This window comes from Actinomadura graeca (assembly GCF_019175365.1).
Lineage (GTDB): Bacteria > Actinomycetota > Actinomycetes > Streptosporangiales > Streptosporangiaceae > Spirillospora > Spirillospora graeca.
Window position 1 is genome coordinate 4,253,504 of record NZ_CP059572.1, and the last position, 12,407, is coordinate 4,265,910.

General features: G+C 75.9%; 9 protein-coding genes and 1 pseudogene. 1 reads left to right on the forward strand and 9 read right to left on the reverse strand.

Features of this window, described 5'->3' with window-relative positions:
* Window positions 1–7 precede the first annotated feature (7 nt).
* Together AGRA3207_RS18670 and AGRA3207_RS18675 are read right to left on the reverse strand one after the other, a co-directional pair.
* Window positions 8–1,285, reverse strand: coding sequence for an NAD(P)-binding domain-containing protein (locus tag AGRA3207_RS18670; protein ID WP_231336002.1), 1,278 nt, complete (start codon window positions 1,283–1,285; stop codon window positions 8–10).
* Window positions 1,282–2,583, reverse strand: coding sequence for a carboxylate--amine ligase (locus tag AGRA3207_RS18675; protein WP_231336003.1), 1,302 nt, complete (start codon window positions 2,581–2,583; stop codon window positions 1,282–1,284). The genes AGRA3207_RS18670 and AGRA3207_RS18675 overlap by 4 nt, the downstream gene beginning before the upstream one ends.
* Before the next feature lie 630 nt (window positions 2,584–3,213).
* Here AGRA3207_RS18675 and AGRA3207_RS18680 point away from each other — a divergent pair.
* Window positions 3,214–3,447: pseudogene (locus AGRA3207_RS18680) on the forward strand (glycosyl hydrolase); the annotation flags it as partial.
* A gap of 230 nt (window positions 3,448–3,677) precedes the next feature.
* Here AGRA3207_RS18680 and AGRA3207_RS18685 read toward each other — a convergent pair.
* The 7 genes from AGRA3207_RS18685 to AGRA3207_RS18715 form a co-directional block, all read right to left on the reverse strand.
* On the reverse strand, window positions 3,678–4,955 hold the full coding sequence (locus AGRA3207_RS18685; protein WP_231336004.1) for a glycosyltransferase: 1,278 nt from the start codon (window positions 4,953–4,955) through the stop codon (window positions 3,678–3,680).
* Window positions 4,956–5,039: 84 nt separating this feature from the next.
* Window positions 5,040–5,780 carry a Wzz/FepE/Etk N-terminal domain-containing protein gene (locus AGRA3207_RS18690; RefSeq protein ID WP_231336005.1) on the reverse strand — a complete coding sequence of 247 codons (741 nt, stop codon included), beginning with the start codon at window positions 5,778–5,780 and terminating at the stop codon, window positions 5,040–5,042.
* 12 nt (window positions 5,781–5,792) lie between these two features.
* Entirely contained in the window at window positions 5,793–6,962 is a 1,170-nt protein-coding gene (locus AGRA3207_RS18695; RefSeq protein ID WP_231336006.1) for a glycosyltransferase, read from the reverse strand.
* Window positions 6,959–7,639 (reverse strand): polysaccharide deacetylase family protein, encoded by a 681-nt coding sequence (locus tag AGRA3207_RS18700; protein WP_231336007.1) that lies wholly within the window; start codon window positions 7,637–7,639, stop codon window positions 6,959–6,961. Before AGRA3207_RS18700 ends, AGRA3207_RS18695 begins: the two co-directional genes overlap by 4 nt.
* Window positions 7,640–7,673: 34 nt before the next feature.
* Entirely contained in the window at window positions 7,674–9,404 is a 1,731-nt protein-coding gene (locus AGRA3207_RS18705; RefSeq protein WP_231336008.1) for a lipid II flippase MurJ, read from the reverse strand.
* The gene (locus tag AGRA3207_RS18710) at window positions 9,401–10,768 is read right to left on the reverse strand and encodes an O-antigen ligase family protein (RefSeq protein WP_231336009.1); all 1,368 of its coding nucleotides are present in this window, start codon (window positions 10,766–10,768) and stop codon (window positions 9,401–9,403) included. The genes AGRA3207_RS18705 and AGRA3207_RS18710 overlap by 4 nt, the downstream gene beginning before the upstream one ends.
* A complete protein-coding gene (locus AGRA3207_RS18715) occupies window positions 10,765–12,213 on the reverse strand; it encodes an exopolysaccharide biosynthesis polyprenyl glycosylphosphotransferase (protein ID WP_231336010.1) in 1,449 nt (482 codons plus the stop codon). Before AGRA3207_RS18715 ends, AGRA3207_RS18710 begins: the two co-directional genes overlap by 4 nt.
* Window positions 12,214–12,407 lie beyond the last annotated feature (194 nt).

Sequence of the window (12,407 nt, forward strand, 5' to 3'; positions counted from 1 at the left end):
GGATCGTTCACCGCTGGGCGCCGTCGCCCGGCGCGCCCCCCGCCACCGGCGCGGTCTCCTGGACGGGCTCCGGCCGCGGCGCGGCCCGCCGCCCGTGTGACGCCCGGTGGAGGATGTGGTGGGCGATCCGGCGGCCCGCGAACCCCGAGCCGTGCACGAACCGCATGACGGGCCCGAAGGTGGCCGCGGCGGCGAGCCCCGCGAAGTACAGGCCCGGCAGCGAGGACTCGAAGTCGCGGGTGAGCACCGGCGCCCCGGACCGGGTGTCCACCCGGACGCGGATCTCGGGTGAGAGCACCGCGAGCCGCTGAAGGTCCGTCACGAACCCGGTGGCGGCGATGACGTGCTCGGCCTCGGTCACGAGCCGCCGCCCGGCGCGGTCGACCGTGGTGACGGCGACGCCGTCGTCCTGCTCGGCGGCCTTCACCAGCAGCCGGCCCGTCGCGACCCCGACGCGGTCGTCCAGCCGGTCGCGCAGCCACCACGCCCCGGCGGGCGGCATCGTCTCGCGGACGATCCGCTGCCGCCGCGCGTACGGGACGTGGCGGACGAGATCGGGCCGCTCCGCCCACAGCCACGTCCGGTACCCGGTGCCGAGCCCCGACCGCGGCCCGCCGATGATCTTCGAGCGGAGCGACCGGCGCTCCTCCGGGACGGTGTTCCAGTCGAGTTCCTCGCGGCGGGCGAGGACCTGCGGGCGCGCGCCCGCGTCGGCCAGCAGCACCGCGGTCTCCAGCGCGGACTGCCCGGCGCCGACGACGGCGACGTCCTTGCCCGCGAACAGGCCGAGGTCGCGGTGCGCGCTGCTGTGCGAGACGAGCCAGTCCGGCAGCCCGGACAGCTCCTCGGGGATGTGGGCGAACGGCCCGACGCCGACGGCGATGACGACCGCGCGGGTCGCGACCGTCTCACCCGTCGACAGCGTGACGAGGTACCCGGCGGGGCCGCCGCGCTCGACGCTCACCACCTCGGCGAGCTCGATGCCCGGGACGGCCTCCGCCGCGAACCAGCGGCCGTACTCGGTGAACGTCGCCAGCGGGATCGGCCGTCCGGTCCGGAAATCGGGATTGCGGTCGGTGAAGCCCATGCCCGGCCTCGGCGCGCCCAGGCTGGACGCGAACGGCTCGGACTTGAGGTACATGCCCTCGGGCATGTTCTCGTCCCAGAAACGCATCGGCGTGCCGATGACCCTGACCCCCAGGCCCACGTTCTGCAGGTGGGCGGCGGTCGACAGGCCGTAGGGCCCGGCGCCGACGATCACGACGTCGCTGGTCGGGTCGCTCATTCTCGTTCCCCCGTGTGTGTGTCGTGCGTGTGGTGGAGCCTCCCGCCGGGCAGCGCGGCGCGGGCGCGGCGCGCCGCGCGCAGCACGCTCTGCCCGCCCATGGCGAGGAACGGCGGCAGATCGTCGCCTGCGTACCAGGCCAGTTCGTCGGCCCTGCGCAGCGGGCGCAGCGACCCGGCGCGCAGCGGCCGCCCGAGCGTCCGCTGGAGGTAGTGGTTCTCCACCAGCAGGTGGCGGCCGAACGCCGGGCGGGCGGGCGGGACGCGGCGGCCCGACTGGTCGAGGTGCAGGACGCGGGCGAGGTCGAGGCCCTGCCTGTCGGCGAACAGCCGGAACTGCGCCCCGATCCGGGGGTTGAAGTCGAGCAGGTGGTAGACGCCGGTGCGGGGGTCGCGGCGGAAGTCCAGGTCGACGATGCCTCGGCAGCCCAGCAGCCGGACGGCCCGCGTCGCGAGCTCCGACAGGGCGGGCTCGTCGACCCATTCCCCGGCGACGGTGTGCCCGGCGTGCGGCGGGTGCGCGAGGTGCTTGCGGCCCGTCCCGCCGTAGAGGCAGTCGAGCGTCGCGTCGAAGTAGCCGTGGAAGAACCAGTCACCGGCGCCCGCGGGGATGCGCCGCTGGAGGATCAGCGGGCCCGCGCCACCGCCGGGCGGGCCGTCGCCGTCGCGGGCGTCGTCGAGGAGCCCGAGCACCTCGTCGCGGGTGCGGACGAGTGACGTGCTCCGCCGCCCAGGAGCGAGCAGCCACGGGCGCGCCCACTTGGCGATCAGCGGGAGGCCGAGCGCGCGGACGGCGTCGGCGGCCTCGGCCCGGGTGGCGGGCGTCCGGCTCTCGGGGCAGGGGATGCCGTGCGCGGCGCAGGCGGCGATGAGCCGGGACTTGTCGGCGACGAGCCGGGGGACGCCGGGGTCCTGGGCGGGGAAGACGAACGAGGGCGCGAGCGCGTCGGCGTGCTCGGCCACGAAGATGGCGCCCGCGTCGTCCATCGGGAGCAGCAGCGCCGCCGTGCCGACCCGTTCGCCGATCACGCGCAGGTGGCTCAGCAGGGCGGACGGGCGCTCGGCCGGCGGCGCCCAGGGGTGCCCGAGGCTCAGGTAGCGGGACCGGGACGAGGGGTTCGCGGGCCCTTCGAGGATGGCGTGCACCGGCACCCCGGCGCGCCCGAGGGTGCGGATGGCGCCGAGCGTGCCGTGGTGCAGGGAATTGTGGTTGGTGCGCAGCAGCAGGACGGGAAGGCCCGGGTCGAGGCGCGGTGGGGCGGCGGGCCCGCCGAAGGACGTCCGCGGATCGTGGCGCACAGCAGCCTTCCTCGTCGCAAGGTAAATTCTCCCATCGGCCCCTCGGCCGATTTGTTCACCGCGAGCGCCAGAGGGCATACATTACGCATGCGAGCAGCGGATATCCATCCAACCGGGCGGCCATTCCGGGGACGCGGCAGAAAACGGGTGCCTTTCTGTCCGCTCCCTCCCGTTCTGGCCGCGTCCGCGGTCGTGCTCGCGCTCGCCGCGTCCATGCTGGCGACCCGCATCCGCCCGCAGACGGTGTACGAGCCGACGAAACATGTGCCATTGGGCGCCTTTCTGGGATCCGGCGCGGAAGGCGTGGAAAGAATCGGGAGATTCCAGCAATGGCTCGGCTCGGCGGTGACCGTCGGGCGCACCTACCTGCCGGGGGACGACTGGCGCGGCGTCGAGGGCCCGGAGGGGATGCTCAAGCCGTGGGCCGCGTGGCGGACGGCCGATCCGCGCAGGATGCTGGTGGTCAACGTCCCGATGATGGCGCCGAACGAGGCGGGCCTGCCGGCCTACCAGCTGGCGTCGATGCTGCGCAGCGGCGCCTGGGGGATGTTCGACCAGCACTATCGCGTCCTCGCGCAGCGGCTTGTCTCGCTGGGCGCCGGAGACACGGTCCTGGTGCTCGGGTGGGAGATGAACGGGGAGTTCTACGGCGGCCGGTGCTCGTCCGACCCGACGGCGTGGAAAGCCTACTGGCGGCGCATTGTGGCCACGATGCGCGGTGTTCAGGGCGCGCGTTTCCGTTTCGACTTCGCGGCGACGCGCGGGCATGACGCGATCCCGTGGACGCACTGCTATCCGGGTGACGACGTCGTGGACATCATCGGCTCCGACAGCTACGACCAGCCCTGGGGAAAGACCTTCCAGGACCATGTCAACGAGCCTTACGGGCTGAAGGCGCAGGCCGATTTCGCCGCCGCCCGCGGAAAGCCGCTCTCGTTCCCCGAGTGGGGACTGTTCCGCAATTCCGACAATTCGCAATATATCCAGGGAATGCATGACTGGTTCGCCTCGCACGACGTCGTGTACCAGTCGATCACCGACTACTGCCCGCACGGCGTGTGGGGCTGCCCGCAGAACCCGCGCTCGTCCCAGACCTACCGCGAGCTGTTCGGCGGCGCCGCGGCCCCGTCCCCGGCCGCGCCGGGCACGGCGCCCGCCTCCCCGGGCGCGTCCGGCCCGCAGAGTCCCTCCGGCTCGCCGGGGCAGCCTGGTTCCCCGAGGCAGCCCGCCCCCGTCCCGCCCGGCCGCGCCGCCCCGCCCGGGACGGCCCCGGCGACCTCGCGGGTGACGGCCGCCAGGAGCGACATCGTCCCGGCGATGTCGTAGTCCACGGCGGCCACCGCCGCGGCACGGCCCTCCTCGTCGGCCATCGCGGGGCACAGCAGCCTGGAGGCGATCGCGTCGGCGAGGGCGGCGGGGTCGTCCGGGGGGACGAGCGCGCCGACGCCCGGCCGGACGACCTCGCGGAGGCCGGGGACGTCCGTCCCGACGAGGCAGCGTCCGGTGGCGAGCGCCTCCAAGGCCGTCAGCGGCAGCCCCTCCCACCGCGACGGCAGGACCACCAGGTTCGACGCGGCCAGCCAGTCGCGCGGGTCGGGGACGGCCGGGACGAAGACCACGCCCGCCTGGGCGCGGGCGTGCAGCCGGGGAAGGTCCTCGCCGTCCCCGACGACGGCGAGCCGCGCCGACGGGCACCGCGCCATGACGTCCTGCCAGGCCGCGACCAGCACGTCCTGCCCCTTCTGCCGGGTCAGGCGGCCGATGCACACCGCGAGCGGGCCGCCCGCGGGGAGGCCGAGCCGGATCCGCGCGGCCTGCCGCGCGGCGTCGTCGGCGGGCCGGAACCGGCGGCGGTCCACCCCGTTGCGGACGAGCCGGTACGGGCCCCGCACGCCCGCGCGCATCCCCTCCCGCAGCTCGCCGACGCCGACGCAGACGAGCGCGCCCGTGCGTGCCGCGGCGCGCCGTTCCCACCGCAGGCTGAGGGACGCCTGCCGCCCGGTCGCGGCGAGCCAGGACCACCCGTGCGGCTGGAAGATCGTCGGGATGCGGTGCGGGAAGCGTCCGACGAGGCCCGCCTTCGAGGAGTGCAGGTGGACGACGTCGGGCGCGAACGCGCGGACGAGGCGGCGCAGCGCGAGCGCCTCCACCGGCGTCCGGGGGCCGGGCGCGCGGCCGGCCTCCCAGGCGAGCCAGGGCACGCCGGCGGCGGCGCACCGGCCGGGCAGATCACCGCCCGCCGGGCAGGCGACCGCGACGTCCCAGCCGCGCAGCCGCTGATCGGCGGCCGCCTGGCCGACGTAGACGGCCACCCCTCCCTCGTTGGGCTGGCTGACGTGCAGGACCCGGAACGGCCCGGAGCCGTCAGCCATGGCCTCTCTGCCCGGCCCTCTCCGCGCGGGGACGGGCCCGCCGGGCGCCGGACGCGGCGTCCGCCCCGGCGGGACGGGAAGGGGTCACGAGCCGACCTCGACCGGCTCCGCGGAGGCGGGCGACGGGACCGTCCCGGCGGCCCGCGCCCGGGACGCGTCGCGCGCCCCCCGGCCCCGCCGCCCGCTCACGATCGCGGCGCTGAGCCCGGCGAGCAGGACGCCGGAGGAGGTGCCGACCGCGAGGTCGAGCGGGAGGTTGGGCGAGGTCGGCGTCCCCGGCGCCGCGGCCAGGCTCATCAGCGCGACGCGGACGCCGGTGTCGGCCCGGTGGGACGTGCCGTACCGGACGAGCGCGTCGGCGGCGGCGTTGGCGAACGCGGCGGCGTCGGCGCCGCTGCGGCCGCTGCCGGTCAGCCGGACCAGCGGCGTGTCCGGCGAGGTGGACGCCTGGATGTGCTCGCGGGTGGCACCGGACGCGACCTTCGGCAGCCGGATGCTGGAGTGGCGCAGCGTCTCCGGGAGCGGCGCGAGCCGCCCGTACGCCTGCGCGAAGCTGACCGCCTGCGGCCCGGCGCCGCCGTTCTGCCCCTGGTCCACGACCAGCACGAACGCCGTCGCGGTGTAGGTCGGCGGGGTGAACAGCGAGTAGCCGAGGCCGCCGAGGACCCCGGCGAGGAGGAACGCCACGGCCAGGCCGTACCGCCTGGTGAGCGCGGCGGCGCGGCGGGCGGCGCGGCGGACCGTCCGCCGGGTGAGCGCGGCGGTCCGGCCGAGCGGGCCGGCCGGTGCCCCGGACGGTTTCTGGGTGGCTTCAGGCTTCGGCATCACGGGCCCCTTCTAGGTAGGGATGTACTCGCGGGTGGACGGTCGGCCGGTGCGGCGCGTCCCGTCCCGGTACAGCCGGGCGAGCCTTTCCGCCTGCTCGGCGATGGCGTAGCGGGCGACGGCGGCCGGGACCGGGGCCCGCTGGACGGGCCCCCGCCCGGGGTCGGCGAGGAGGGCGAGCTCGGTGGTCCAGGCGCCGGCGTCGGCGGGGACGTGGCGGGCGTGCGGCGCCTCGCCGGGCGGCAGGTCGTCCAGCGCCGGGCAGGTCGTGTAGCGGACGGGCAGCCCGGCGGCGAGCGCCTCCAGCACGCCGAGCCCGAACGTCTCCTGGACGGACGGCGCGGCGAAGACGTCCATGGCCGACAGCGCGCCGGCGACGTCGTCGGTCCCGCCCGCGAGGATGACGCGGCCGGACACGCCGAGGCGCCGGGCGAGCCGTCCGAGCGCGTCCCGTTCAGGGCCGTCGCCGACGAGCAGCAGCCGCACCCCGCCCGGCGGCGCCTGCCCCGCGGGGCCCGGCCGGGCGTCCAGCCGGGCGACGGCCTCGACGAGCAGGTCGAACCGCTTGGTCGGGACGAGCCGCCCGACCGCCCCGGCGACGAACTCCTCCGGCCCGATCCCGAGCCGCCGCCGGGTCTCGGCGCGGCGCCCGGGGTCGAACGCGAACGCGGCGGCGTCGATCCCGTTGGGGATGACGACGATCCGGCCGGGAGCGACGCCCCAGCCGCGCAGGCGGGCCGCCACGGTCGGCGACACCGCCACGGTCGCGTTCCCCAGCCGCTCGGTCGTCCGGTAGAGCGCGCGCACGCCGCGGGTCGCCCGGCGCCCTTCGAGGTGCCCGTCGCCGAGCGAGTGCTCGGTGGCGATCACGCGGGGCGTCCCGGCGACGCGCGCGGCCACGCGCCCGTAGACGCACGCCCGGTAGAGGTGGGTGTGGACGACGTCGAACCGCCCCTGGCGGATCAGCCGCACCAGCCTCGGCAGCGCGGCCAGGTCCCGGTTCCCCCGCATCCCGATCTCGTGGACGGCGATCCCCTCGTCCTGGAGGGCCGCGCCGAGCGTCCCGGCGCGGGTGAGCGTCGCGACCTCGCAGGTCACGGGCAGGTGCCGCAGCAGCAGCGCGAGCTGCCGCTCGGCGCCGCCGCGCTCCAGCCCGGTGATGACCTGCAGGACGCGTGTCACACCCGGCTCCGCCGCCACCGCAGCCCGTGCCGGGCGAGCTTGGCGCGCATCCGCAGCCGCCGGTCCCGCTCGCCGATGTAGGCGCGGGGCAGCGCGTGGCGCCCCGGCTCCGCCGGGCCGATGTCGCAGGCGTAGTCGTACCCGGCGGCGCGGACGGCCTCGATCTCGCGTCCGGTGGCGTGCCCGTAGGGGTAGGCGAACCCGGTGACCGGGCCTTCGACGATGTCCTCCAGGGTCGAGCGGCTCTCCTCCAGCTCCTCGCGCAACTCGCAGCCGCCGGTCCCGGGCAGCGACACGTGGTGCCTGCCGTGCGAGGCGACCTCCATGCCCGCGGCGGCGACCGCCCGGATCTGGTCGACGGTCATCAGCGGCTTGCGCGGCCCGTCGTCCCACGCGTTGTAGGAGCCGATCCGGCCGGACACGACGAACACCGTCGCGCCGAACCCGAACCGCACGAGCGCGGGGACGGCCCGGGTCGCGAAGTCGGCGTACCCGTCGTCGAACGTGAGCCCGACCAGGCCGCGCGCGTCGCCCGCGTCCCGCGCCTCCAGCAGCTCGGCCATGCCCACGCCGCGCAGGCCCCGGTCGCGCAGCCACGCCAGCTGCCCCTCGAACCGCTGCGGCGAGACCGTCACCCGGTGCGGGTCCTCACGGACGTGGTCGACCGAGTGGTACATCAGCACCCACGGCGCCGGTCCGGCCGTCTCCGCGCTACGGGTCGTTCCGGGGGGTGTGGGGGGTCGTCCCCCCACAAGGGACCGGCCCGTTCCGGGGGGTGTGGGGGCTAGTCCCCCCACAAGGGACCGGTCCATCTCCTCCGGGCGTGTCGGTCCGGTCAGGCGGGTCGGTTCTCCGGTCGGCTGGCTCACTGGCCCTCCCCGAGTCGGCGGGGTCGCCGGGCGGCCCCGCGGTGATCCATGAAGCGATGAGGCCGCGTCCCGCGACGGCGACCAGCGCGGCGAACGTCGCGGCGGTCACCGCGCCGCCCGTGACCGCCGTGACGATCGCGGGCGCGCCGCCCCGCCCGATCCCGGGCGCGGCGGCGGCGAGCAGCCCCGCGGCGCCGGACCCGGCCGCGACGAGCACGAGCCGGCCGACGTCCGCGCCGACGCGGCGCAGCGACACCGGCGCGACCTTCAGCCGCACCCCCGCCAGCAGCAGGACGGCGGCGACGGTGATCCCGGCGGCGTTCGCGGCGGCGAGCGCGACCGCCCCGGCGACGGGGGCGAACGCGGCGCCGACGGCGGTGGTGACGGCGAGGCCCGCGGCGAGCACGGCCGCGGGACGCCAGGTGGGACGGCCGTGCGCGAAGAAGGCACGGGCGGCGAGGCCGACCGTCGACTGCCCCCACAGCCCGAGCGCGTACACGCGCATGATGGCCGCGGTCTCGCCGGTGTCGGCCGAGGTGAACGCGCCGTGCTCGAACAGCGCCTCGACGATGACGGGCGCGAACGCGACGAGGTAGGCGGTCGCGCACAGCACCATCCCGTTGACGACGACGAGGTCCCGCTGGATGCGGCGGGCGATCCGGTCGGTGTCGCCGTCCGCCGACGCCCGCGCGAGCCTCGGGAACGTCACCGTCACGATCAGCAGTGAGAGCACCATCGGGACCTGCGCGACCTTCTGCGCGTAGTTGAGGTGCGAGATCGACCCGGCGGCGAGCCCGGAGCCGAGGAACCGCTCGACGAACACCTGCGACTGCCGCGTCACCGTGTAGACGACGATGGGCGCGACCGCCGCGATCCCGAGCCGGACGTCGGCGGCCCTCCCGGGCGGCGAGGCCGGCGCGGGCGCCTCGCGCAGGCACCGCAGGAAAGCCGGCGCCTGCACCGCGACCATCAGCACGCTGCCGCAGGCGACGCCGACCGCCGCGCTGGTGATGCCGATCACCCCGGAGAACCCCGCGATCAGCGCGAGGATGCCCGCGTTGTAGGCGAGGTAGATCGCCGCGGGCGGCCCGAACCGGTGGTGCGCCCGCAGCGTCGCGCTCATCAGGCCCGCGACGCCGAACGTCACCACCGTGACCGCCGTCAGCCGGACGCAGCCGACGGCGGGTCCCGGCTCCGTCAGCCCCGGCGCCAGGAGTTTGACCAGCACCGGCGCGCCGACCGCCAGCGTCACCGTCGCCGCCGCGAGCACGGCCACCATCCGCGGGAGGGTCGCGCCGACGAACGGCCGCAGCCCCTCGCCCCCGGCGAGCAGGCGCGTGACGGCCGGGACCATGAGCAGCGCCATCGCGTCCTCGATGAGCAGCGGCGAGACGGTCTCCGGGATCGTCCAGGCGACGAGGAAGGCGTCGGTGCTGCCGCTGGCGCCGAACAGATGCGCCATCGCGAGGTCCCGCAGGAACCCGAGGGCCGTGCCGCCCGCGATCAGCACCCCGGACAGCACGGCGGCCCGTCCGACGGACGAGGCGCGGGGCGCGGCGTCCGCGGCGGTCATCGCCGCTCCAGGGGCCGTGTGAACAGCGCGGACGGTGCGGCCCGCGCGGGACCCGCGGAAGGCTCCAGGCCCAGCGCCCGCGCCGCCGCGACGCCCAGGAGGACCGCCGTGAGCACGCACGTGGGCCCGCCCAGGTCCGCGTACAGGAAGTTGACCAGCAGGAACGCCATGACCCCGACGCCGATCAGCCAGAACGGGTCGCGGGTGCGGCGGCGCGTCCACAGGCCGTGCAGGATCACCGCGATCAGGACGGCGAACCCGGTGAACCCCACCACGCCCTGCTCGGACAGGATCAGCAGGTACTCGTTGTGCGGCGACAGCAGCGGCTGCCGGACGTACCCGTGGACGGGGTCCTCGGTCTCGCTGCCCGACGACAGCTCGATGGAGGCGTAGGTGTCCCGGTACGCCGGGAAGTTCTTCACGCCGACGCCGGTGACGGGATGGTCCTGCCAGATCCGCTGGGCCGCGCCCCACAGGTTGTACCGGTCGCTCACCGACTGATCCGGCGTGGTGACGGACCCGGCGATCGACCGCGACCGCGCGACGACCGCCTGCGCCCCGCCGCCGACCGTCGCGACCGCGAGGAGCAGCAGCGCGGCGCAGCACACCAGCGTCCGCACCGCGACCCACCGGTCGAAGATCACGAGCATGAGCGCGGCCGCCACGCCCAGCGCGAGCCAGCTCCCCCGGCTGAGCGCGAACGCCAGCGCGACGGCCAGGACGCCCAGCCCGGCCAGGCACGCGAGGACGGCCGCCGTCCCCCGCCGGGGCGCCACCAGCGCGAACGCGGTCAGCACGAGGATCGCGAAGCCGGTGAGGACGGACAGGGCCATCACGTCCGCGGCCCCGAACGTCCCGACCGCGCGGATCGCCTCGCCCTCGATGGACGCGCCGTTGCCGGTCACCGACTGCCAGATCCCGTATCCGGCCTCCCCGAGGCCGAGGGCGAGCACGGACCCGCACACGATCGCGAGGTCACGGCGGTCCCGGACGAGCAGCACGACCGCCAGCGGCACCAGCACGAAGAGCTGGATCCCGCGCACGTATCCGGGCAGGCTCGCGGCGATGTCCCGCGAGCACACCGTGGCCACGCCGAGCGCGGCGGTCACCGGCCCGAACGCGAGGAACGCCTGGCGGGGCATCGCGGCCCGCCGTGTGACCACCAGGAACGCCGCCACCGCCACCAGGCCCGCGGCGGCGACGTCCCCCGCGGTCACCTGCACGCCGGACGCCTCCTGGCCGGGCGTGCCGCCGCCCGGCGGGACGCCGACGCACAAGACGGTCACCGCGATCAGCCAGCTCGGCCGGGCGCCGGCATCGCGGATCGCCTGGACGGTGCGCGGGGTGGTCGCGTGTGCGTTCACCCGGGGTCCCGGCACAGCATCGCGCGGACGGTCAGCATCAGGATCCTGAGATCGGCGGCGAACGACCAGTGGTCGATGTAGTGGTTGTCCAGGCGCGCGCGCAGTTCGATGGACGTGTCCCCCCGGAAGCCGTGCACCTGCGCCCAGCCCGTCATGCCCACCGGGACGCGGTGCCGGAGCACGTAGCCGGGACACGTCCGGGAGAACTGCTCGACGAAATGCGGCCGCTCGGGACGCGGCCCCACAAGGCTCATGTCCCCACGGACGACGTTCCACAGCTGGGGAAGCTCGTCGAAGGAGGAGCGCCGCAGGAACCGCCCGACGGGGCCGAGCCTGTCGTCGTCCTCGACCGTCCAGCGGGTGTCGGACTCCTGCTCGTCCACCGGCTTCAGCGTGCGGAACTTCAGCAGGACGAACTCCTCGCCGCCGAGCCCGATCCGCCGCTGCCGGAACAGCACGCCCGGCCCGCCCTCCAGCCGCACCGCCAGCGCGCACGCGGCGAGCAGCGGCGCCGACACGAGCAGCAGCGCGCACGCCAGGACGAGGTCGAGGGCGCGCTTGGCACAGCGCGGCCCCGGCTCCCGCAGGGGCCAGTCGACCCGCGCGCACGGCAGCCCGGCGAGGTACTCGCGGTGCGCCGCCGCCACGGGCACCACGTCCGACGGCGGCTGGACGAGCAGCGTCTCGCACGGCAGGCCGAACGAGACGCGCAGCACCGCGTCCAGGTTGCCGGTGCCGATGTCCTCCGCGACGACCATCACGGTGTCGATCCCGTGCGCCTCCACGAGCGAGGGCAGGTCGGCCGTCTCCCCGAGCACGGGCAGCGGCGCCGTGCCGTCCGGGATGCCCGGCCCCACCTGCCCGACCGGCACGAGCCCGAACTCGCCCCGCGCCCGCAGGAGGTCCACGACCTGCGCGGCCGTCGCGCCCGTTCCGACCACCAGCGTGGGGCGGGCACCGGAGCGCCGGCACCGGTACGCCCTCACCGCGGCGTGCGCGAACCCCCGCACGCTCAGCGACAGGACGCACGACACCGCGCAGATCCACGCCATCGCCGACCACCGCGCGCCGGGCAGCAGCGCCGCGGTGGGCGCGCCGACGACGAGCGTCCGCACGACCACCGGCCGCATATCCGCCAGCAGCGACGGGCTCCGGCGGATCCGGTACAGCCCGCCCGCGGCGTTCAGCCCGACGACCGCGACGGCCGCGAGGGCGCGGGGACCGCCCGCCGGGACCTGCGCGACGGCGGCGGCGGTCGCCATGGCCCAGCCGTCCGCGACCGCGAGGCACGCCGGATAGAGCCCGGCGAGGACGCGGGGCCCCGCCGCCCGCCGGCCGAAGGGCACGTCCTGTGCGACGGCGACGGTTCCGTCACCGGCCGAGGGCGAGAGGTCCGAGCGGGACGTCCCGGAGTCGAGGGACGCGCTCAGCCCCTGGGCTCTCATTCACTCACCACTTTCTTCCACCGCCGAATACCGGGGCCCAGTTGACCGGCACGGCCCAGCATCGCAGCGCTCCCCGTGACGCACAGCCCCTTTTAACGAAGGGCGCCCCAACCTTGGACGGAAGATCAACACTCGACGGAACCCCAGGTCACAGCATGTTTCACTGATCACCTCGCCGAACACCCAACCCCGGG

Coding starts and splice junctions, on each gene's coding strand:
- AGRA3207_RS18670 (WP_231336002.1), bottom strand. CDS start 1,285: ATGAGCGACCCGACCAGCGACGTCGTGATCGTCGGCGCCGGGCCCTAC.
- AGRA3207_RS18685 (WP_231336004.1), bottom strand. CDS start 4,955: ATGGCTGACGGCTCCGGGCCGTTCCGGGTCCTGCACGTCAGCCAGCCC.
- AGRA3207_RS18690 (WP_231336005.1), bottom strand. CDS start 5,780: ATGCCGAAGCCTGAAGCCACCCAGAAACCGTCCGGGGCACCGGCCGGC.
- AGRA3207_RS18700 (WP_231336007.1), bottom strand. CDS start 7,639: ATGTACCACTCGGTCGACCACGTCCGTGAGGACCCGCACCGGGTGACG.
- AGRA3207_RS18705 (WP_231336008.1), bottom strand. CDS start 9,404: ATGACCGCCGCGGACGCCGCGCCCCGCGCCTCGTCCGTCGGACGGGCC.
- AGRA3207_RS18715 (WP_231336010.1), bottom strand. CDS start 12,213: ATGAGAGCCCAGGGGCTGAGCGCGTCCCTCGACTCCGGGACGTCCCGC.